Source organism: Marinomonas sp. TW1 (genome assembly GCF_001625355.1).
Classification (GTDB): Bacteria; Pseudomonadota; Gammaproteobacteria; order Pseudomonadales; family Marinomonadaceae; genus Marinomonas.
In genome coordinates, this window is sequence record NZ_JSEE01000005.1 from 17,077 (window position 1) to 38,417 (window position 21,341).

Here is a 21,341-nt window from a genome sequence, read left to right on the forward strand (position 1 = left end):
TTAAACCGTATGAAAACAGATACACAATGCCAAAAAGACCGATAAAATATTATTTTATGTAATCTGAACAACCATATGAGCAAAATGATTCAATGAGCCATAGCAACAAACAACCACCAGTACGACACCCGCCTATTATGGAGCCGAAGGTTTTTCGTCGCTTGCTGTTATTGGCTTGTATAAGCTTTATGCTGATTTGGTTAATTGATGAAAGCAGCGGCATTATCTCTCAATATGATGCGACGGCCTATCCAATTTGTATTGGCGCTTTCGCGGTCCTTTATGTGGCGAGCCGCTACGCTTCTCATGCACATCAAAACAATCTCCACTTGCTCACCTACCTTATCGTGGCAGGCTACCTAATCAGCACCAGCATTTGGCATCACATCGGCAGTAATGCCTTGTTTTCCAACGCGGCACAATGGCTAGGCCTCAATTACGTCATTGCTTATTTATTCTTAGAAGTAAAACGTGCCGCCTCCACCACCATCGTCGTCTTGGCCGCCACCCTTATTGGTCATTATGTGGTACTCATTCAAAATCATGGATTGGAAGACACTATGGGGGTGGTATTGAATATCGCGGTTGCCCATATTGTTTATATTGTTTTGCTGTGGACAGTCGTACGATTAAGAGTAAAAGCAGTGCAGGCTAATTCGCGTATTAACCTACTAGAAAATTATGCTTATGTGGACTTACTAACAGGCATTTTGAACCGCAGGGGAATAGAAAAAGTCTTTGAGGAATTAGGTATTGATCAGATTGAAAAAGACTCTCAACGCTATGCTCTGATGATCATCGACATTGATTATTTTAAACAAGTAAACGATCAATTTGGCCATACTATGGGCGATAAAGTCTTAGCCAAAGTCGCCGCTAAATTAAACCGAACGATCCGTCCAGAAGACGTCATTGGACGCTGGGGTGGTGAAGAGTTTGTGGTCTTAACATTGAACCGTAACCCTCAGGAAGTGTTAGAATTAGCGGAACAATTACGGCTCAGGATTAGCCAGTTATCGTTAGATGATGTATCTGGCATAACGGTTAGCATTGGCATTGGCTTCTCAAACCTAGCCAAAACACGACAAGAAGTATTCAATATTGCGGACAGTAATCTGCACGAAGCCAAACAATCTGGCCGTGATAGCGTACGCTGCAGTATCTAATTATTTGCTATCACGCATTTAGTTACATAAAATTTACGATCGATGCTACCATGTAGAAAAACATGGAAACCGATCATAAGGCGAAAGGAATAACGATGTTCAGAAGTAATGTTGATGTTGAAATCTTAGAAGCCAACTCAGACCGTGAATGCACCTTCTACACCGACTATTTGGTTCAACAAATTCGCAGTACTACCGCCAAAAACCTACAAGGAAGAACGGTAGAAGAACGGATTAAAAACATCAATGCTGAGCTAGATTTACTGATCCGTAAAAAGAAAGCCCCTAAGAACTTTGCTACGCAAATGACGACAGCCTTTGCGGCGACTCAACTGCCGCACAGTTATTTTCGCTGGATAGACAAACTCGATAGCCGCTTATGCCATTGGCTTTGGTGTTATTTAAAAAAGCACACCTTAAACAAAGATCAAGAACACGATGATCAAGGTATCATCCATCGTTCACTTAAACGCCTTTCAAGTCAGCCCTTCTTAATCGAAAAAGACAGTAATGCCGACCGTCACACAGACATTTTAAATGCGTTTTATCATGGTGAACTGGATGCAAAGCAGCAACAGGATCTGCTCGATTCCCTAAAAAGCATGTGGTTTGAAATTGAAGAAGACACTTCTGTCACGTCTTGGCTTGAAGACAACAACGTTAGTCAATGGCAATGGGCGTATTCTTATCTTCAGAATGTTAAAACCCGTCCGCTTCCGCTTGCTTGGACCAGCCATAAAGACAGTGAGAAACGAGATATTGTGATTGCAACCATTGATTTGTCGAACAATCTAGACCGCAAAGCCTTACTGATTGATAAGATGAAAAAGGCCTGGAGCCAAAAGAAATTTCGCGAAAAATCGAATGGTAAAAAGCCATACAGCATCAGTATGACACAAAACACTAAGCAAAAGCTGAATGCACTGGCGGAAGAGAATGAGTTAAAAATCAATGAAATGGTTGAGCAACTCATCCAAAACGAATACCAACGTCGTAATCCATCTACCTAAATCCCTCAATGGATGGCTGAGCAAACCACTTTGTAATGCAACGCCGTACGACAAAGTGGTTATTTCTGTCTTCACTACATTTTAGCTGTGCGTTTTTTAAACAAAACATTGCACTCTGGCGACACTTCGCTATAATCGCGCCTCGTATTTGACCGCTGGGTCAATTCGTATTGACCATTAAGTCAATTCATTCTTAACCGATTTGGGTTCCCTCACCCCAATAAAACGAAAAAGGTACAATATGAGCACATTTACCCCCGAGCAGCAGGGCAAAGCCCTAGGCTACCTCGCCATGTTCCATTTACTGGTCATTGCATCAAGCAACTATCTAGTACAGATTCCGTTTACCCTATTTGGCTTCCATACCACTTGGGGCGCATTTACCTTCCCTTTAATCTTTGTGGCTACCGATTTAACCGTTAGGATTTTTGGTGCTCAGCTTGCCCGTCGCATCATTTTTACGGTCATGATTCCCTCGCTGATCATTTCCTACGTGCTGTCTGTTCTCTTTGCCCAAGGCGCATTCCAAGGCTTCGCCGCTTTATTAAACTTCGACACTTTCGTGGCGCGCATTGCCTTTGCTAGCTTGATGGCTTATTTACTTGGTCAGGCGTTAGACATTCAGGTTTTTAATCGACTGCGCCAATTGAAACAATGGTGGGTTGCACCAATGGCTTCAACCTTGGTCGGAAACGGACTGGATACGTTGGCTTTTTTTGGCATCGCTTTCTATCGCAGTCCAGATGATTTCATGGCCACCCATTGGCCTGAAATCGCTATGGTAGACTTTACTTTTAAGTTGATCATTAGCTTAGGTTTATTCGTGCCAATGTACGGCGTGCTGCTTAACTTCTTAGCCAAGAAATTAACACAGATTCAACCAAATTTTAGCTTGGCAAACCCTGCGAGATGATAAAGAAAAGGCCTATTTCATCGAAATAGGCCTTTTTTATAAAGGAGATGTCACGTTAAATATTGCTATAAAAGGGGATTAATAGCTGTATTTAACACCTAAACGGTAGCGAGGACGCCACTTGTCATTTGCACTGACCTCTTCACCATTAAAACGATAAGTTTCGCCAGACTTATAAGGTTTCAAGCCAACTTCCACAAACGGATTCCAGCCATTTTTGAGACCCTTATATTCTCCTTTAAAATTCACATCGGAAAACCAAGATGACTTATCTTGCCAACGTGGTCCAGAGGCTTCTGGGTTAAAGGTATAGTCTACGGAAGAACTGAGTGACCAATTCTCAATGCCTTTATAACCAGCCGAAAAAGTCCAACGGTTATAATGAGAATTATCATCGTCGACTTTGGTTTCGTAATTATAGCGATGTCTAAAACCAACGGACCAATCACTGCTTACCTTGTAACCAAAACTAAAATTAAACTGATGGCTTAATTTATTCGAGCCAGATTCCCATTTATATTGAGGAGTGAAAGTCACCGCATCAGACAACTTAATACGATAGCTGATGTTACTCTGCTGCCCGTTACCTGATAACTCTCCAAAAGCTTGTTCGTTATTGCTCTTCCACTTCGCTTCAACACCAAAGCCGATGCCATTAGAAAAACGATGGCTGACTTCAATACGATCCGAATGACTGGCCGCCTGATCATCATACTCCGGCACAATTTCGTGCCGCATATTAATGCTTGTCGCATGCGCTGATACACACACCAATCCTGACAAAACAGCGGCAGATATAATCTTAACACCCATAAAGAAACACCTTTTTATTATTATTGAACAGATATTTTAATATATACTCAAGATAATAAAATCGAAAGCATTTTTTGAATAAAAAATGATCAGGCGAGTAACCAACAGACGTAAAAAGGCCGATGAAAATTCACCAGCCTTAAAAATTAATTAGCTATATCAATGAATTAAAGCATGAGAAAAATAACAAGAAGGGAGGTTAAATCTGATTCATTTGAGTGGTTAAAACAACATTTCCTGACTTTGGCACGCGAGTACTGAGACACAATTTCGACCCGCTGCCTTAGATTGATAGAGCGCTTTGTCTGCACAACTTAACATTTCGTCAACCGAACATTGCCCCGTTACTTTATAAGCGACACCAATAGACACAGTGAAATAAATCTTTTGATTATCGCCACTGAGCACCATGCAGTTCTCCATTTTCATCCTTAAACGCTCGGCTGTTTTCGTCGCTTCTGCTTGTGTCGAGCCGGGTAATAATACAATAAATTCTTCACCGCCAATGCGTGCAAGCACTTCCTCTTCGGCCAACACGCTACGACCACTCTCTGCTAGAGCCTGCAGTACTAAATCACCGCTTTTATGCCCATAGAAGTCATTCACTTGTTTAAAGTGATCCACATCCAACATAATCATGGCGATCGGCGAGGAGGAGGTAAGTGCAAGACTCAAAGCTTGCTCACATAACTCGAAGAAATAGCCACGATTGACCAACCCAGTCAGATGATCATAATACGCTCGTCGTTCAAGCTCTTCTTGTGCTCTAAAGCTTTCAATAGCGATGCTCGCCAAGTTACTGGCGAAATTAATGAGCTCCAACTCTTTGATTGAGGGTACTGACGGCTTGGCCTTATAGATAGCAAAGGTCCCCAACAAAGCCCCTTTTGAAGAAATAATGGGATCTGACCAACAAGCGGAAATCCCCGCTAACGTCGCTAAGTCATGAAAATTGGCCCAATATGGGTGACAAAATACATCTTCCACAATCACCCGTTGGCGCAAAAACGCCGCCGTTCCACAAGAACCAACGTTTAAACCAATCTTCACCCCATCTATCGCTTGGTTATAGGCTTCAGGGAGGTTCGGTGCCGCCCCCATGGTTAAGCACTGCGTTTGAGGATCAAATAATAAAACGCTGCAAATGGCCTGCGGAGTTTCATATTGAATTTGTTTTACCAACATATGCAAGGTATCAACCAAAGCCGAACTTTTGGCCACCCTTTCTAACATGTTACTGCGAGCGCTCAGGCGCTGTTCAGCAACACAATAATTGGTGACATCATTGAAGTACCAGAGTCGCTTATGACCAACAATGGAAAAACACAAATTGACATCGCAGATATTCCCCTGCTTATCAAACAACTTTATTTGGATGTCTCGAATGGAATGAGGCAAGTCGGTTTCACCCAACCAAGGCTCTATCATCTGTGAATAAAAATCTGGCTGGCGTGAAGCAAGATGATACCAAGAGCGAACATCAGAAAGGTCGGCTAAAACAAAGCCAAATAAGCTGTAAAAAGCAGAGTTAATGTATTCAATCGAGCCACTATCGATACTGGACCAAAAAGCAGGAATGGGTGAGGAATCGACCAAAGTTTCCAGACGAAATAGTTCATTTTCAGGGTGCGTCATAACTAATACCATGTGTACACTCGTGTGACCTAAATCTAAGGGTCACGATGTCTACAAGTAATACGCAACCCCCTTTTCAATACAAGCTAAGAAGAGGGCTTTTTTGTATGTTTTTTGTACTAAACCAAAAAACTAGGTAAAGAGAAACAACTTAAACGCCGCGACAGTAGACATGATTCGAATTAACCATTTGAACTGAGTGGGCTGCACCTTTTTGAGAAAGTGATAACCAATGAAGGACCCAACTAACAAACCAGGGATGGCATACAAACTGGTTTCTGCACTGTTGACAGTAAGCAAACCCAACCCTATGTAGAGAGGCAATTTCAATAAATTGATAATGAAGAAGGCCCAAGCTCGTGTGCTCACATAAGTACTTTTATCGAGTTTTTGCTCTAATAAGAATAAGCTAAACAATGGTCCCGCTGCATTCGCGATCATACTCACCACTCCGCCAAAGAACCCCATTGAATAAGCAGCCCATGGACGACGCATAAAAGATGCGGGTCGCACATCCAAATACAAGCCTAAGGCAATCATTGCAATAATAGTGAAACCTAGAAAACCAATGAACTGATCCGCATTAATATTGGCTAAAAAATGACTGGCGATGATGACACCAATAAACGCCAAGGGTAAAAATCGCGCCAACACTGACCACGCGATCTTACTTTTATAACTCGATACCGCCATCAGATCCGTAATGATGTACAAAGGTAACAATACCCCTAACGCTTCTGGACCTGGGAAGGCAATCATGACAATCGGCAGCACTAAAAGCCCCATCCCACCAACCGAAAATTTTGAAAAGCCGGTAATTAATCCGGCGAGGAATAATACCGCTATGGATGTGTCCATATAAACCTCCTACACATCTGATCTAATCTGTCTTTAATGAGGTTATGATAAGACAATCAATGAAAAATAAATAATTTCGTTTTACTATTAAAATGATATGAAAAACTGATCATCTTGGTGACACTATGAAAATCGATCAAATTAAAGCCTTTATTGCGGTGGTGGAAACCGGCAGTTTTCGTTCTGCCGCCGACGCCATCCACAAAACTCAGCCGAGTGTTAGCGCAGCCATTAAGGCTCTAGAAAACCAATATGAGATTACCTTGTTTGATCGCAACAGTTATCGTCCAGGCTTAACACCGGAGGGGCATGCTTTTTTCAGACAATGCAAAAAGCTCATGTCACAGGTGACTCAACTGGAATCCTTGGGGCACGATTTGGCAAAAGGTGTCGAGACACCACCCTTGCACCTTTGCCTAAGTCAAATGAGCCTAGACCAAAACTGCATAGAACGCATTCAAGCCTTTCAGCAACAATACCCTGACGTCGACATAAACATCACAACCGACCATTTATATGGCTTGCAAGACAAACTTGCCAAAGGCAAATGCGATGTCACGATTGGCCCAAGGTATGGCTTAGATGACCGTCACTCGTTACTAGAGCTTTATAAGATGGAAATGATTACAGTGATGAGCGCAAACTTGCTAGAACAACTCAATCTCACTGCCAACAAGGTAAAACAAACGTCTCTGCAGTCCATTCCACAGATCCTCGTCGTCAATACTGCCAGCGATGGCTCCAGCCATGGACACCGGCACGTATTAACCACAGGGAAACGTTGGTACGTGAACGATTTTCAGGTGAAAAAAAGCCTGCTACTCAATAGTATGGGGTGGGCAAGAATGCCAAAACACATGATCCTTGCCGAATTAGAAAACCAACAGCTAATGCCTATTGAAGTCGACAATTTTATGTCGCGCAATCATGTGCCGATTTACATGGTACGACTACGACAACAAACCCACAGTTACCAAGTGAATTTATTCTGGGAAATGATGCGATCTTTTACGTCTCGATAAGACCTAAAAGATCCGACTATCAAGGTGTGACATTCAAGCCCCAATCATAATCTAGATAAACCATATCCAGATCGCCATTGTTTAACGCTTGAATCGCTTGTGCGTCCAATGACAATTCTGCGACATAATCCAGCAAAAACGACGCCAAAGAAGCATAACCTGACCAGCCTTTCTCAAAGTCTTGTTTATACCATTTGAAGATTGACGAGAGTTTCAGCTCACCGTCTTCTAGTCGATTACGACTGACATCGGATAAAAACAGGCGTGTTTGTTCATTGAGTTGAGCTTCTAACGTTTGGCCCTGATAGGCTTCAGCCCGTAGTGCCGGACAACCAATGCTGGCGCAATTAACGGCAAAATGAATGCGTGGATCTTGGTAACGATCCGAGCCACGAATCATCTTATGCTCAATATCATCCAAAGAAACAGTGTTACCAAAGAGTGGCGCAATGTCTTTTGACCAAGGCGAACGGAAAAGGCTGCCAAGATCTTTAATCGACTCAAGATCCGGCCATTCCGTAAGGATTAAGGCAACCGTCCAAGCATTATACGCATTAATCAAAAACGCTAACTGCTCCGCGTTTGACCAAGCGTCAAAGCGCGAACGGGACACATCAGACAAACGATCCAAGTAAGCACTAAGACTCGCTTGGTCCTCAGCAAAACCGTGATAATCTACCTGCGTCGCTTGTCCACCCTGTAACACCGTCACATGTTGTTTGAGTAATTGATCCCATTCAGTATGATCAAAACCATCCTCTGCTGCACTCAGCGTCTGAGTCAATAAACCAAACAGAATAGACGTCACCAATAACCACGTTTTCATAAGCTTAGCCTCGACGCCAACTGTGGTATTTCTCAAGCCAGTTCAATATTTTGGCTGGGGCATGTGCACGCTTCCATTCGCCAGCGGCATATTTATTGGCTTCCGCCCAAGTAGGGTAAGTGTGAATTGTGCCTAGAATTTTATTCAACCCAAGACCATGCTTCATGGCTAAAACAAATTCGGCCAACAAATCCCCAGCGTGTTCACCCACAATGGTGACACCTAAGATTTTGTCTTTACCAGGCACGGTCAACACCTTCACAAAACCCGTTCGCGCCCCATCTGCAATGGCTCGATCTAAATCATCCAGACCATAACGCACCACTTCGTAGGCCACACCTTTGGCTTTCGCTTCCTGCTCACTTAGGCCAACACGCGCCACTTCTGGGTCGATGAACGTCGTCCAAGGTATGACTCGATAATCCACTCGAAAGCGTTTTAACGAACCAAACAAGGCATTAACTGCGGCATACCAAGCTTGATGCGCCGCCACATGGGTAAATTGATATGGCCCCGCCACGTCACCAGCGGCATATATATTTGGGTACAGCGTTTCTAAATAATCGTTGGTGACAATAGTGCCTTTGGTTTCGATGCCCAGATTTTCTAAACCATAACCTTCTAATCTGGCTTCACGACCCACCGCACAAATCAGCTCGTCAAATTCGATAGCACGCTCTTCCCCTTCATGCTCCACCACAATGCGCTTCACGTCGCCATCACGCTGACAACGCAACGCCGTGTGAGACGTCAGAACCGACACGCCATCTTGGCGTAGAGAAGCTTCCGCTAGATCAGAGACCTCTTCATCTTCTCGCGCCATTAAACGTTGAGAACGCTCAATTTGAATCACTTCAGACCCGAGTCTGGCAAAACTTTGCGCCAACTCACAACCAATTGGGCCGCCACCAAGAATCACCAATCGCTTAGGCGGTGTATCGCGCTTAGATAACGCTTCCCACAAGGTATCACTGGTTAAATACCCAACCTCTTCAAGGCCTTCTAATTTAGGGACAAATGGACGTGCCCCCGTTGCTAACACAATGCTGCGAGCGGTCATGCGTTGCGTACCACCCTCATTTAACTGGATTTCCACTGTCCAAGGATCAATTAACTTGGCATAACCTTGAACCACATCCACCCCTAACTCAGTGTAACGTTCCACACTGTCATGAGGCTCTACTTGGCGCACCACATCTTGAACTCGCGCCATCACTTGTTTAAACGAAAAACGTGGTTCACTGCTCTGCAAACCATAATGCTCCGCATGGCGAATCTGATTGGCCACTTTCGCGCTTTTGATCAATGCCTTACTCGGAATGCAACCATAATTTAAGCAATCGCCCCCCATTTTGTGGGCTTCAACCAGCGTCACCTTCGCCTTCACTGCGGCAGCAATGTAAGCACTTACCAATCCACCAGCACCTGCACCAATAACAATCATATTACGATCAAACGTCTTTGGTTTAGAGTAGCCCGCATACACTCGTCGTCCTTTTAGCCAGCTCAAACTTTTTTTGGCGACCAAAGGAAACACACCCAGCAGAACAAATGACAACAGCAATGAAGGCGATAAAATACCGGACAAACTGTCAATTTGACCCAATTGCGTACCGGCGTTCACATACACAAGAGTCCCCGCTAACATGCCTAACTGACTCACCCAATAAAAGGTCAGCGCACGGATACGTGTTAAACCCATTAATAAATTAATTAAGAAGAAAGGGAAAACGGGAACCAAACGTAAGGTGAAAAGGTAAAACGCACCTTCTTTTTCAATACCTTGATTAATGGCCGCAAGACGATCACCAAACTTGGATTGCACCATATCCTGCAACAAGTATCGGGACACTAAGAAAGCCAGTGTGGCGCCAATGGAACTGGCAAAAGACACGATCAACAATCCCCAACCTAAGCCAAATAATGCTCCAGCCGCCAACGTCATGATGGCCGCTCCAGGCAAAGAAAGCGCTGTCACTAACACATACATCAATAGAAAAACGCCGCCCACTAGAATCGGGCTGGCACTGCGCCATTCTTCAAACTGTACCAAACCTGATTTTAAGCCAGACAGTGTTAACAACTGGTGCAAATCAAAATAAAAGAAGCCTGCAGCCAATAAGGCAATGAGCACCAATAAACCTATTTTTTTCATTCATAACCCCACAACACCCGATTAAGGTCGTTAATTTGATTCTATTATTAACAGATTAGACTGACTAAGGCTGACCATTCTTACAGAATAATAGAAAAACAATGAGAAAAGGAAATGAACGCTTGATACACCATGACAAAGACAGGCGATCTTTGTCATGGCAGTAAGGCTCTCTTAATAGAGAAAGATTAGACGCTGGCGTTGATTCGATTGGCTAACAGACTAAACAATACCCCAAAGACGCAAACCAAAAGCACCAAGCCGACAATGCCGGATAAACCAAATAACGTCATTAAGGCCGCATAACTTGGCGGTCCAATGGTCGCCCCTAGATTACCAAACTGGGCTAACAGTCCATAGCCTTGAGCTTGCTCGGCTGGGTTACGCGCCAATGTTGGAATCATCGCCAGTGACGCGCCAGGAATCATACCTAGACACAACACCATTGCCCCAAGCAAAATCGCAAACAACCAGGGCGTATGAGCGACAGCCAACAAGCTAATGCCAGCCACTGCCACACCAAGGTAAGCGAGGAAAGCCACGCGTTGTGGTCGCATTAAATACTGAGCAATGGCCCCAGCGAGAAAGGTGCCCCCCGTGCTTAACAAAGGAAGAATCACCAACATGCTTTTATGCAAGGTTTTGTCTTCAATGAGACTTGGTACATAAGTTAAAATGGACACTAGAGTGCAGGTATAAAACAAAAAGACCAAGCTTGGTAACAGGGCTCTTGGATTCTGATAAATGCGTAACATTTGTGCCAATACACTGCCTTGATTCAGTGCCACAGGTGGCAGAACCAATACGGGATTGTTTTTCAAAATCAATAATAAAATCAAGCCCATGCCAGTGATCAAAAATCCGTGATTTAAGAACACGGCACTCAGTCCATGAGTATCTAAAATGTTCTTACCTAGGCCACCACACACGGCAAATGCCACCCCAAAAAAGGTGCCCCAAATCCCCATCGTTAAAGACTTATGTTTAGGAGCGCTTAATTTCGCAATTAAAGTGGGCGCGGCGACCACAACCCCCAACTGAGAAAAGCCTTCGAGCAAGCGGGTCACCAATAACACATTGAAAGGCGGCAACGTCGATTGGACAAAGGATAAAACCCCGCCCAATAAAAGCGCCCCGACTAATACTCTCAAATAGCCAAAGCGACTGGCGATCATGCCAGCCGATACACCAAAAATCAGTCCAGCAATACCCACCACAGAAAGCGACATCCCGGTTAAGGTTGCACCTTGTTGATAGTGTGCCAACAAGGCATCAAAGGATACGGAAAACTTGGCAAACTGCATCGCTGCCGATACCCCAGCCACCCACAACAAAGTGACCTCTAACCACTGAGTTTTCGATACGGCAACGGGGGATTGAATCTCTGACATTCGGGTTCCTATAAACTGGATCTGGGCAAATTGAAAATAATTGACCCTTTGGGCAAATTTCACTGCGCTATTTTAGTTCAAAGCCAAAAAGAAAAGACAGATGAGGCTGGCTCATTATTGCAAAAAATAAGGAAAGGTGAGTTATGGGACGATGACTTACTCATCACAGGAATGAGTAAATTATCGTCCACACTTGGCTACGTCACTTAGACTCTTTGGGAAACCGCGTTTAATTCCGTCTTACGCAATTCTTTCATACGTAAGCCAATGTTGCCTAGAATCAGCATCAAGCCACCGATGATTTGATAAGCCGTTAAACTCATATCCAAAAAGAGCCAATTAATGGCCGCGGCAAACACAGGAAAAGACAGCTCGGCTAAGGTGGCCAGTTGTGCAGGGACAGTTTTTAGGCCTTGGTAATAGAACCACATGCCGATAAAGCCGCTTAACAAGGCCATTAGAATCGCCAGGCCTAAATCTGAGATTTGCATACTCACCAAGGTCTCTGTTTGCACTAACGCCAAGGGAGCCAACACCAATAAACCGGCCACAAAACGCCCTGACATGATGGCATTCGCTGGCACATTTTGATGGGATAAATACTTACCACATACGGTTGCGGCGCCCCAAGCCACGACAGCAATGAGGGTAAATCCGTAACCCTTGATGATGCTCAAACTATCATTTGAGTAATGCCATTGAGCATCGCCCAAATGGCGTAAGTCCGGCCACATCATCACAAAACTGCCCAGTAAAATGACCATCGCCCACTGTACAAATTGCCCTTCAATGCGTTCTTTGAGAAACCAAAATGCCAGTAAAATCGCCACAATAGGTTGCAGCTTTTGCAACAGGATCACCACAGTTGGGTTCAAGTATTGAAAGGCTTCAGTAAAGGCCAACGTACCAATGGCAGAGCCAATACCACCAATAAAAAACAAACAAGATAAGCTTACCCGCGACAAATGCCGATAGACATGACGGTAGCGCCACAACATAGGGGCGATAAAGACAACCAACGTAAGGTGTTCGATTAGAACGATTTGCAGAGTGCTATAACCCGCCCCCAGTAAAGGGTAACGAATCAAGGTATCCAATGCCCACGTGAAGCACGCGATCATGATAAAAAATGTTCCTGCCATCTTTGCTTTCTCCAAAAAATAAGATGCACAGGGGTGATGAAACGGACTACACCAAGTTGCACGCCCAGCAAGCACGCAACAGCACAAAACCCTCCTATTAAGGAGGTTCTTCTGCCTTGGTCGATCTTCTATCATCCGGACTGTAACCGTCGGCTCTGGAATCACACCAGATCTGCTGACCTTAAAAGCCCATTAATGGCGTTCAAGCGCTCGCGGGCTGTTTGAAAGCTCATCACTTTCAAATTCACCGCCGGTGGGGAATTTCGCCCCGCCCCGAAGTTCGATGTTTATGAAATTTACCTGCCAACTTTAACCTTATCACTCTAGATAGGCAATATAGCTTCGCTATGACTAAGGAAAGCGCTGACTATTTCATGCTTTTGAGATGAATTCACAAAATACAACTTTCAAGACTAGGGAAGTGCTTCATATTCCGCTACACTCGCCTCTCTATTAATAAGGATTTGGAATATCAATATGCCAACATCTTCAAAAAGCGGACTCATGCTTGCCTTCACGGCGTTCTTTCTTTGGGCCATTGCGCCTATTTATTTTAAAGCAATGTCGTTTGTTCCAGCGCAAGAAATCCTTGCTCATCGCGTTATTTGGTCCTGTATTTTGGTCTTTGTACTGATCTTCCTACTGAGATACAGCAAAGCACTCAAAACCGCTTTGACCTCGAAAAAAATCATCCTGTCGATGCTCGCTTCCACCTTATTAATTGGCTTGAATTGGGGAACTTTTATCTGGGCAGTACAAAATAATCAAATGCTCAGCGCCAGCTTAGGTTATTACATCAATCCTTTGATCAGCATTCTGTTAGGAGTCATATTTTTCAAAGAGAAACTGGACCCCATTAGAAAAATCGCCGTTGTCTTGTGCTTTTGTGCCGTAGTGTTTGAGGTATTCCAGTTTGGTTCTCTACCATGGGTAGCGCTCGTCTTAGCCGTCACATTCGGCATCTATGGCCTAATACGTAAAAAAGCCGCGGTCGACAGCTTTACCGGTATGGCCATCGAAACCAGTTTCATGCTGCCCATTGCCATCATTTACCTGATTCTTAGCCCGTCCCCAACCGCCAATTTGCTGGAAAATAATGCCTCAGTAAATTGGTTATTGTTTATCTCGGGGCCCGTGACCATGGTGCCATTGATGTGCTTTGCCGCCGCTGCGAACCGTGTCAGCATGACGACATTAGGCTTTATGCAATACATTGGTCCAACAGGCATGTTTGTCCTCGCGGTATTTGTGTATGACGAACCGCTCAGCACCGACAAACTCACCACCTTTGTTTTAATCTGGTCGGCGTTGGCCATGTTGATATTTGATTCGATTCGTCGCCTACGAAATTCCCGCCGAAAGCCCATTCCACCCGCTGAGCCGATTTAACGTAAAGTGCGAGGCGCTTTTCTGCCACCAATGGACTGCTTCGTACTTTCCCTAGTGACCGAAATGTCAAGATTGCCCGCAGAGCGTCATTAACAAGGAAGCTCTGCGGTAACGCACGTCCAACCCTATGTATTTCATGGAAAAGCCCTATTGTTGTTTGCACCAGTCATAGGGAATACATCATGAAAATCAACGTACAAAGAACGTTCGCGAAAACCTTTGCGACTATTTTCTTTTCATTATCCGGTTTGGTGGTTATTTCGAGCTTTGTTTCAGCCATTCAGCATTTTTTGCAAGGTCAGAGCTTAACTCAAGTATTCATCAATATTATCAACGCCAACATCATCGCCATTGCAGTATTCGAACTGGCTATGGTCATTAACAAAGAGTATGGCAGTGGCAATGAACACGACCTCATAGTGCTGCTTAGGCGGACTTTGCCTCGGTTTATTGGCACAGTTTGTGTGGCTCTGTCTCTAGAAGGTTTGATCATGGTCATTAAATACAGTCAATTGGATATGGCTGGCAATTTATATTACCCCGTCGCCATTGTGATTAGTGCAGGAATACTTCTGATTTCATTAGGTATTTTCTTAAAGTATGCACCTCGTGAAGGGTGAGTTTTTCAACCTCTGTTGGGGCTAGAATGCCTCAACAGAGCACGGGGAATGAACCTTTTTCATTGAAGCTTACTCAGATTGGCAATCGCAGGGAGGGAAAGAACTGTAACATGACGTTAATAGAGAGCTACTAAAATTGGCTCAATAGACAGCCTACAAAACACGCAAGTTGAATCACTCAAACAGACGAATCCTTGGCACGATGACGTCACTTTCCCATCAGGATTAAAGTATTTGCAATGGGCTGTGCAACTTGTGAAGGCTCTGGTTTGGCCTTGACTAAACATTTGCCCAACGCCACAGAATAGTCATCAGGGATTTTGTTAACACTATAGTGCTGACTGAGGTGTTTGATAAAGGTGTTTTTTTGACGATAAAACAAATTCCACATTAGCTGCGCCTGCACTTTATTACCCCCATACATATCCAACAACTTGGTTTTAATAACCGTATGCTTTAAATAATAGGCATAGAGGTTTAAGCCTTTGCGCATGTCGTCAATTTGCTGTTGAGAGTACACCTTTACTTCAAGAGCAAGTTTCTTATCAAGAAACTCCGTGAGCGCCAAACAAGAGTTTATCTCATTCACTGACCCATTAGCCGACATGACAATAGGTGAAAACAACAGACAAATAACAATGAGGCCTCGCTTACAGATGTTCATAGCATTTTTCCTTTTTATTATTATAGGAATAATAACTCGTACAACCACAGCTTAAGATTGACGCTCCCCGACCATCAGGTTGGTTTATAAAATTAAACAACTACCTCAATATGCTAATGAATATAGTTGAAGTCAATCAAAATAAACAAGGGAATCAGACGGGCAAATGAACATCAGATAAAATGAGGATAAACTAATCTATGCAGAACAATTAGTTAAAATGATTTAACGCTTACCCCTCTTTTCTAACTAATTTTAGGCGCATTTTTATTTAAGCGTTTCGGGTGTTTTTCCCAGCGAACTTTGACATCAAACTGCTGACTGTCTTCATCGTCTGACGCGGTCACTTTTAAACGCAGTAAGCCTTTTGGTTCAATCGCCAGCGTGCCTTCTTTTTCATCACTGAAGGTCAACCGCCCCTTACTCAGACCTTTTGAAAGCGCTTTCAACACGTCTTGAATGTCGTCCGGATCGAGCAAGGCTTCGTACTTAAACTCAGTTTTTGACTTCATCACCCTTCCCTTCATTGTGATCGGCTTGATAAATGCCGGCTAATTCTTTTGCTGTCATCACTTTTGCGGTGGGGTAATCACAACTCAGTCCGACAATGCCCGTGCTTTTGTCAATTAACGTGGCACCAATGCCATAATCCGTTAAGCCTTCGACCTTACGAGAATGAGAGTCCAACGTAATGTCAGCCTCCACATGAACCAGACCTTTTTTAATAGTAATACGCTGGCCTTCTTGACGATTCACATGACCTTGCACAACCACATGAATCCCCGATTTATGAATGGCCTTCACGCCACGATGGGTCAAAGGTAGGTCGGCGTCACGATATTTGGTACGGAAAGTATTGGCGATTGAGCTGTAATAAAAACCAAATAAATCGCGTCGTTTGAGATTGCGATGAAACGCTTTATTGGCATATTTAGGACCGCTTTTTAATAGCATTTGTCCCATGTTGTCATCCAGCCCCGCATGCAAAAATAGGAAAGACCCGCGCTGGGCGACAAGCTCCATCTTACGGAAAAACCAATTAAATTCGCCTTTCTTATGCAAAAACAATTGCTGACACTTTAGGGAAGCCGCATAAACTTGACGAAGGCTTAACCCTGACGCATGGCAGTGTTTTTCAAAGCTTTCATTTTTCGACTCCATTTTACGCACTTCGCGGTCAATCCCTTCTGCGGTCAAAAAGCCAGCGGCATGAAATGGAAATTCTTTAAACCAAGCTTCCCCAGGAAATAATCGCTTACGACACGTGTCTTCATCGGGAATTTTCTTATCCCATTTGGTGTCCACCAAGTACTGATCAAACACTTCTCGGAACAAAGGCACGACCTTTTTGCCCATACGAACAAACAAATGCTGATTGCCCACATCTTTTTTACGCGCCAACGCCAGCAGCCCCATCAGCAATCGCAAATCATGATTACCCGCCAACAAAGTCACGTGTGCTTTCAAGCGATAAAGTTGTTGAACGCTGCGTAACAAATCCAAGTTACTTGGGCCTTTATCTAAGCAGTCACCGCCAATGATGATCTCAGATTGCTTGCCTTTCTTCGTCAAGGTTAAGTGGCCAAGATCAGACCTCTTCTTACGCTCTGCAACTCCTGCAGCAATGAGAGACGCTTCAAACGCCATCGCATCCGCATGAGGGTCTGATATAAACACCACAGGACGTTTTGGCCAACGTAATTTGTGTTTGGTGTAATGGGAAGGCGTATCTTCGACATTCAACACATGGCTGTTCACCGAACTTTTGTCCCTAGGCCAAGGCGCCCATTCTGTTGGTAACCGAGCAATGATCTCAGTGTGATGTGAATGAGGCTTAATAGCAGGAATAGGGTTAAGCATGGTATCTCTTACCTTGGTAGATGAATCGTATTACCGCGCCGCCAAAATCACTCTAGTACAATCCATGGGCGTCAAACAGAAGGCCGGATTATGCTAAAATTTTATGACAATTTGGTGACGCTCGGCTATTTTTTGAACATCCTTGTTCACATCAATATAGTCATGATTGGTCTAACATGAGAAATCCGCAACGTCAGCCTTATGCTGTCGCAAGCTGACCAATCAATTGATAACCCAAATCAAAATCAATTTTTCCAGTCAAACGATACACAGTCACATTCGCCAACTGATCAACATAATGCGCCGTCGTATCAATGGCATTTAAGTCTGCAAACACGCCTTGATTATCCTGATAGAAAGGCCCTGGACGTTTACGTAGCCCTTCAATCACGTTCGGCTCATGAGACAAGTTAACCTGCTCTAACCGTGTCTGTTCTGAACTATCCAAAGACCAATCCAACATGATTAGATTCACCAGCTGGCCTGTTAACTGGACTCGATGAGGGCCGTAATCCTCTTCAATTTGCACATCGTATTTCTCTTCTAATGACCAAAGTTCACTGGTCGACAGAGAAGATAAAGCCTGCTGGCGAGCCTCTGGCAAAATATGACGCAAACGATCTGAATACAACAAGGTACCCGGATTAACCCGAGGCAACTTAGCTAAGCCAATGGTTTCTGTGCGGTTACCAACGCGTTTAAACAGGATGCGGTCATTGGTTAAGAAGTCACGCGTGCTCTTTTCAAGACAGCGTAACATCAAGGTCGATTTCCCCCCGCCAGAACCAGCGGCAATCGCCGTCACCTGACCCTGCACACTAAACGCAGAAGCATGACCAAGGGTAAAGTCTTGACGCAAAAAGTGATTCAAAAACTGATTGTTAATGAAGTTAATGATTTGCGCCAAATTCGCCGTACATGGACCAACCGCCACGACCTGATCTGGACGTTGTAAGAAAGACATACCGGTTTTGAACTTCTTAATCCAACGCCCACTCGGCACATCCAAGTAGCCTTCTTTACGCCCTTGTTTACCTACCTCACGGGGGACTTCTAACCAAGCCAATTCATCCCCAGCAGGCGCTTGCTCCATCACATACAAATCAATAATCGAGGTGACAGGCTGAGACTCGTGTAAATAGCTTTTGTAATACTCCGTCAAGTCTTCAATCAAACCTCGTTCCGTGGCATGAACCCTGACTTGCAATTGCGCAAATTGAAAGTCGGTTTGATGTAGACAGGTGTCGAAATGCACTTCTACCTGAGTCAGGTCTAAAATATTCTGAATCATGACTTGGTGACCTCTTTTAACACGTAATTTGCGTACACTTCAGCAGCATCCACACCACACCCTTCTAATGCGCCTTTAAAGCCGCCAAAAGCCGATACTTCAAACACCACAGGCCCTTGGTCCGTCAACGCGATGTCCACTGTCGTAAAGCTAAGGTCATAACAAGCTTGCGCTTTACGCCCCAGTTCAATGAGTGCCGCATCCGGCTCAAAGCCTTCATAACGGCCCCCACTGTTGATCGTCGTGTTCCAAGAATCCTTATTGCCGACTCGAGCATAGGTACACAAATACTCTCCTCCAACGAACACCATGCCCAAATCACGTCCATCCAGATTCACCGTCTGTTGAATATAATAAATGGACTGAATCTGACGATATTCTTCTAATGCATTGCGCACAAACTCATCACTGTCTTCTTGCGTCAACATAATCATACCGCGAGCTTTGGTAGAATAGAGCGGCTTTAAGATGGCTGAGCCAAATGCTCTTACCGTCGCAAAAGCGAGTTCAAGATTTTCGGTAACGCGCGTTTTTGGCATCGGAATCTGCCCATGTTGTAACGCTAGGGTGCCCGCCAGACGATTAATCAAATTGCCCACACTCTGAGTTGGACTAAACAAACGTACTCCCGCTTGCTCCGCGTAAGACAGCAAACGCAGACGATCTTCTGTTGCAGGAGAATACACTTCACTGATCTTCTTGATGATCAAACCATCTAACGTGGTCAGATCCAACCCTTGATACATCAACCTTTGGCTGTCCAAGCATAATTCAACCTGATTCATATCGATCACAGCACGAAACCCAGTTTGGGCCTCTAAACGGTCGGCTAAGACTTCTGTGGACCATTTTCCTGGGATACCAATCACCCCAATTTTAGGTTTACTCAAAATAAAGATCCTTTAACGGTAAAGTGAATTTTTCAGCGTCTTCTGGCGTCAATTTGGCCAGTTTTTCCAATAAGTAGCGCGACCTTAAGTGCATTCTTGTCGCCAATTTTTTATCAAAGATAAAGCGCGTCGAGGAGGCAAAGGAGCGAGCAAGTCCTGCTGCCATACGTACTTCAAAGGTGTCATCCTGTTGCTGTTTTGCAAAACGACGCCCAAAGCGATATACCTCTTTCGCACTTTCCATCATGCGTTTTCGAGTGGCACCACTCAGCACCTGCAAGCGGTAAATCGACACCATCAACACCGACAAATCTTGTACATAATCAAAATAACTTGCCCGATGTAGGTCAATAAAATAAATGCGTTTTTCCAAACCATCGTAAATCAAGTTGTCGACGTTAAAGTCTCCATGAGTGAGAACACAAAAAGGTGCCCGCCAGTCTTGTTCTAGCAAGGCCACATCGGCCACCAGCGCATCAAAACTCGGCATAATATGTTGGCAAATACGCGCTTCTTGTTTAAAAAATTCTGGATGTACTTTACGGCTGTCACCAATTCGCTTACTCAGTTGCGCCATAAATTGGGCCGAACAGGTTTCCTGCGTCAGAGTCGCTTTCCAAGTTTGGTTGAGGGTTTTGAAGAGCTTCTTTAAGGCTTCTGATAACGCCGCTTCGTCTTCCCCCAAGAGCAAGGCTTCTAATGTTTTCCCTGGAATGTGTTCAATCAGTAGTGAAGATTGCTCACCCACATCATTGGCCTGCGCCAACACACTGGGTGCCAGCTTAGGGTCAATGTCGCGCCAATGATTCACACCTGCCACTTCCTCTTCAATCTTGCTGCGTTCGCCCTCTTTATACACGGCGAGCACTTCTTGACCACTTTGGTCTTTATGAGAAATCGCCGCAATGGCACTACCTGAACGAGTTAACGCCAAACGCCGCACCTTCAAATCACTAAGGTCGTAATTGAGATTGGCAGCACTGTCTAATAAATGAGGGTAGTTTTGTAAGTTGGCAACCTGTCCAAGGTCGGATTTAATGAGCGCATCTGCCACCACACTGAGTTGTTCGATCAGACGCTTTAAGCAAACATTGCTGAGAATCGATGCCCTCAGTTCCTCATCCCCTAAGGTCAATTTCACTTTTAGGGTATCCGCTTGCAAAGCCGCGTAATTCACTAGTAACTTTTGAATACGACGGCCTAATTTTATCCCTGTGCGACGTGGCTCTTGTTCTAAACCAAGCTTCACCAAATCCAGGCTGCGCTTTACTTTCTTCATGAGTTTGATGCACGCCGTTGCAGAAGGGTGCTCGTAGGGGTTATCCAATGTTCCCTCTTGCACACAATCAAAGCAGTGCTGAGTCAAGGCATCTAATGCCACCGCTAGCGAGCGCATCGCACTGACGCGGGAATAAAAACGGCCTTTGGTTTTGCGTCGTTGCAACAGACCTGCAGCTTCTAAATCAATCTTTTCACGCAGCGTTTGCACATACCCACGACGACTGCGGATACGGGGCAAAACATCGGTTGAACAAGAAGTATAAAATTGAGTAACCAGCTGACAATGCGTCTCCACTTCATTAAGAAGAAAATACACATGTTCTTGTAAAGCGGACAAATTCGTAGCCGAAGGCATAACATCTTTTACCTTAAAATAGTCTTCTTCACTTTAATTCAACTAGACAACAACTTGATG

General features: G+C 44.4%; 19 protein-coding genes and 1 riboswitch. Of the genes, 6 read left to right on the plus strand and 13 right to left on the minus strand.

What is annotated here, in order from left to right:
* Positions 1 to 92 precede the first annotated feature (92 nt).
* The 3 genes from OA79_RS05455 (at position 93) to OA79_RS05465 (ending at position 3,089) form a co-directional block, all read left to right on the plus strand.
* Positions 93 to 1,166, plus strand: a complete 1,074-nt coding sequence (locus tag OA79_RS05455) for a GGDEF domain-containing protein (protein ID WP_063332217.1) — start codon at positions 93 to 95, stop codon at positions 1,164 to 1,166.
* Between the two features lie 95 nt (positions 1,167 to 1,261).
* A complete protein-coding gene (locus tag OA79_RS05460; protein ID WP_063332218.1) occupies positions 1,262 to 2,176 on the plus strand; it encodes a hypothetical protein in 915 nt (304 codons plus the stop codon).
* Positions 2,177 to 2,417: 241 nt separating this feature from the next.
* Positions 2,418 to 3,089 carry a 7-cyano-7-deazaguanine/7-aminomethyl-7-deazaguanine transporter gene (locus tag OA79_RS05465; protein ID WP_063332219.1) on the plus strand — a complete coding sequence of 224 codons (672 nt, stop codon included), beginning with the start codon at positions 2,418 to 2,420 and terminating at the stop codon, positions 3,087 to 3,089.
* A 78-nt stretch (positions 3,090 to 3,167) separates the two neighbouring features.
* On the opposite strand, the gene OA79_RS05470 is transcribed toward OA79_RS05465, so the two are convergent.
* The 3 genes from OA79_RS05470 to OA79_RS05480 form a co-directional block, all read right to left on the minus strand.
* Positions 3,168 to 3,902, minus strand: a complete 735-nt coding sequence (locus OA79_RS05470; RefSeq protein WP_063332220.1) for an oligogalacturonate-specific porin KdgM family protein — start codon at positions 3,900 to 3,902, stop codon at positions 3,168 to 3,170.
* A 222-nt stretch (positions 3,903 to 4,124) separates the two neighbouring features.
* On the minus strand, positions 4,125 to 5,537 hold the full coding sequence (locus tag OA79_RS05475) for a sensor domain-containing diguanylate cyclase (protein WP_063332221.1): 1,413 nt from the start codon (positions 5,535 to 5,537) through the stop codon (positions 4,125 to 4,127).
* A 132-nt stretch (positions 5,538 to 5,669) separates the two neighbouring features.
* Entirely contained in the window at positions 5,670 to 6,395 is a 726-nt protein-coding gene (locus OA79_RS05480) for a sulfite exporter TauE/SafE family protein (protein WP_063332222.1), read from the minus strand.
* A 125-nt stretch (positions 6,396 to 6,520) separates the two neighbouring features.
* Here OA79_RS05480 and OA79_RS05485 point away from each other — a divergent pair, with 125 nt between their 5' ends.
* Positions 6,521 to 7,417 (plus strand): LysR family transcriptional regulator, encoded by an 897-nt coding sequence (locus OA79_RS05485; RefSeq protein ID WP_063332223.1) that lies wholly within the window; start codon positions 6,521 to 6,523, stop codon positions 7,415 to 7,417.
* Positions 7,418 to 7,436: 19 nt separating this feature from the next.
* On the opposite strand, the gene OA79_RS05490 is transcribed toward OA79_RS05485, so the two are convergent.
* From OA79_RS05490 to OA79_RS05510, 4 genes are all read right to left on the minus strand, one after another.
* Positions 7,437 to 8,243: a DUF547 domain-containing protein gene (locus OA79_RS05490; RefSeq protein WP_063332224.1), complete on the minus strand. Its 807-nt coding sequence runs from the start codon at positions 8,241 to 8,243 to the stop codon at positions 7,437 to 7,439.
* Positions 8,244 to 8,247: 4 nt separating this feature from the next.
* Complete coding sequence (locus OA79_RS05495) at positions 8,248 to 10,398, minus strand: FAD-dependent oxidoreductase (protein WP_063332225.1); 2,151 nt, start codon at positions 10,396 to 10,398, stop codon at positions 8,248 to 8,250.
* Between the two features lie 188 nt (positions 10,399 to 10,586).
* Positions 10,587 to 11,789 carry an MFS transporter gene (locus OA79_RS05500; protein WP_063332226.1) on the minus strand — a complete coding sequence of 401 codons (1,203 nt, stop codon included), beginning with the start codon at positions 11,787 to 11,789 and terminating at the stop codon, positions 10,587 to 10,589.
* Between the two features lie 206 nt (positions 11,790 to 11,995).
* Positions 11,996 to 12,931, minus strand: a complete 936-nt coding sequence (locus OA79_RS05510) for a DMT family transporter (RefSeq protein WP_063332228.1) — start codon at positions 12,929 to 12,931, stop codon at positions 11,996 to 11,998.
* Between the two features lie 119 nt (positions 12,932 to 13,050).
* Positions 13,051 to 13,216, minus strand: a riboswitch (FMN riboswitch).
* Between the two features lie 192 nt (positions 13,217 to 13,408).
* On the opposite strand from OA79_RS05510, the gene rarD reads away from it, so the two are divergent.
* Both rarD and OA79_RS05520 read left to right on the plus strand, forming a co-directional pair.
* On the plus strand, positions 13,409 to 14,320 hold the full coding sequence (gene rarD, locus OA79_RS05515) for an EamA family transporter RarD (protein ID WP_082825391.1): 912 nt from the start codon (positions 13,409 to 13,411) through the stop codon (positions 14,318 to 14,320).
* 182 nt (positions 14,321 to 14,502) lie between these two features.
* The gene (locus OA79_RS05520; protein WP_063332230.1) at positions 14,503 to 14,940 is read left to right on the plus strand and encodes a hypothetical protein; all 438 of its coding nucleotides are present in this window, start codon (positions 14,503 to 14,505) and stop codon (positions 14,938 to 14,940) included.
* Between the two features lie 208 nt (positions 14,941 to 15,148).
* Here OA79_RS05520 and OA79_RS05525 read toward each other — a convergent pair whose 3' ends face one another.
* From OA79_RS05525 to OA79_RS05550, 6 genes are all read right to left on the minus strand, one after another.
* Positions 15,149 to 15,604, minus strand: coding sequence for a hypothetical protein (locus OA79_RS05525; RefSeq protein WP_063332231.1), 456 nt, complete (start codon positions 15,602 to 15,604; stop codon positions 15,149 to 15,151).
* Between the two features lie 245 nt (positions 15,605 to 15,849).
* Complete coding sequence (locus tag OA79_RS05530) at positions 15,850 to 16,116, minus strand: amphi-Trp domain-containing protein (RefSeq protein WP_063332232.1); 267 nt, start codon at positions 16,114 to 16,116, stop codon at positions 15,850 to 15,852.
* On the minus strand, positions 16,100 to 17,464 hold the full coding sequence (locus tag OA79_RS05535) for a metallophosphoesterase (RefSeq protein ID WP_063332233.1): 1,365 nt from the start codon (positions 17,462 to 17,464) through the stop codon (positions 16,100 to 16,102). Before OA79_RS05535 ends, OA79_RS05530 begins: the two co-directional genes overlap by 17 nt.
* A gap of 199 nt (positions 17,465 to 17,663) precedes the next feature.
* The gene (locus OA79_RS05540) at positions 17,664 to 18,755 is read right to left on the minus strand and encodes an HprK-related kinase B (RefSeq protein WP_063332234.1); all 1,092 of its coding nucleotides are present in this window, start codon (positions 18,753 to 18,755) and stop codon (positions 17,664 to 17,666) included.
* Positions 18,752 to 19,645: a GAK system ATP-grasp enzyme gene (locus OA79_RS05545; RefSeq protein WP_063332235.1), complete on the minus strand. Its 894-nt coding sequence runs from the start codon at positions 19,643 to 19,645 to the stop codon at positions 18,752 to 18,754. The genes OA79_RS05540 and OA79_RS05545 overlap by 4 nt, the downstream gene beginning before the upstream one ends.
* Positions 19,638 to 21,281 (minus strand): phosphotransferase, encoded by a 1,644-nt coding sequence (locus OA79_RS05550; RefSeq protein ID WP_063332236.1) that lies wholly within the window; start codon positions 21,279 to 21,281, stop codon positions 19,638 to 19,640. The genes OA79_RS05545 and OA79_RS05550 overlap by 8 nt, the downstream gene beginning before the upstream one ends.
* Between the last annotated feature and the right edge of the window lie 60 nt (positions 21,282 to 21,341).

Coding starts and splice junctions, on each gene's coding strand:
- OA79_RS05455 (WP_063332217.1), top strand. CDS start 93: ATGAGCCATAGCAACAAACAACCACCAGTACGACACCCGCCTATTATG.
- OA79_RS05460 (WP_063332218.1), top strand. CDS start 1,262: ATGTTCAGAAGTAATGTTGATGTTGAAATCTTAGAAGCCAACTCAGAC.
- OA79_RS05465 (WP_063332219.1), top strand. CDS start 2,418: ATGAGCACATTTACCCCCGAGCAGCAGGGCAAAGCCCTAGGCTACCTC.
- OA79_RS05470 (WP_063332220.1), bottom strand. CDS start 3,902: ATGGGTGTTAAGATTATATCTGCCGCTGTTTTGTCAGGATTGGTGTGT.
- OA79_RS05475 (WP_063332221.1), bottom strand. CDS start 5,537: ATGACGCACCCTGAAAATGAACTATTTCGTCTGGAAACTTTGGTCGAT.
- OA79_RS05480 (WP_063332222.1), bottom strand. CDS start 6,395: ATGGACACATCCATAGCGGTATTATTCCTCGCCGGATTAATTACCGGC.
- OA79_RS05485 (WP_063332223.1), top strand. CDS start 6,521: ATGAAAATCGATCAAATTAAAGCCTTTATTGCGGTGGTGGAAACCGGC.
- OA79_RS05490 (WP_063332224.1), bottom strand. CDS start 8,243: ATGAAAACGTGGTTATTGGTGACGTCTATTCTGTTTGGTTTATTGACT.
- OA79_RS05495 (WP_063332225.1), bottom strand. CDS start 10,398: ATGAAAAAAATAGGTTTATTGGTGCTCATTGCCTTATTGGCTGCAGGC.
- OA79_RS05500 (WP_063332226.1), bottom strand. CDS start 11,789: ATGTCAGAGATTCAATCCCCCGTTGCCGTATCGAAAACTCAGTGGTTA.
- OA79_RS05510 (WP_063332228.1), bottom strand. CDS start 12,931: ATGGCAGGAACATTTTTTATCATGATCGCGTGCTTCACGTGGGCATTG.
- rarD (WP_082825391.1), top strand. CDS start 13,409: ATGCCAACATCTTCAAAAAGCGGACTCATGCTTGCCTTCACGGCGTTC.
- OA79_RS05520 (WP_063332230.1), top strand. CDS start 14,503: ATGAAAATCAACGTACAAAGAACGTTCGCGAAAACCTTTGCGACTATT.
- OA79_RS05525 (WP_063332231.1), bottom strand. CDS start 15,604: ATGAACATCTGTAAGCGAGGCCTCATTGTTATTTGTCTGTTGTTTTCA.
- OA79_RS05530 (WP_063332232.1), bottom strand. CDS start 16,116: ATGAAGTCAAAAACTGAGTTTAAGTACGAAGCCTTGCTCGATCCGGAC.
- OA79_RS05535 (WP_063332233.1), bottom strand. CDS start 17,464: ATGCTTAACCCTATTCCTGCTATTAAGCCTCATTCACATCACACTGAG.
- OA79_RS05540 (WP_063332234.1), bottom strand. CDS start 18,755: ATGATTCAGAATATTTTAGACCTGACTCAGGTAGAAGTGCATTTCGAC.
- OA79_RS05550 (WP_063332236.1), bottom strand. CDS start 21,281: ATGCCTTCGGCTACGAATTTGTCCGCTTTACAAGAACATGTGTATTTT.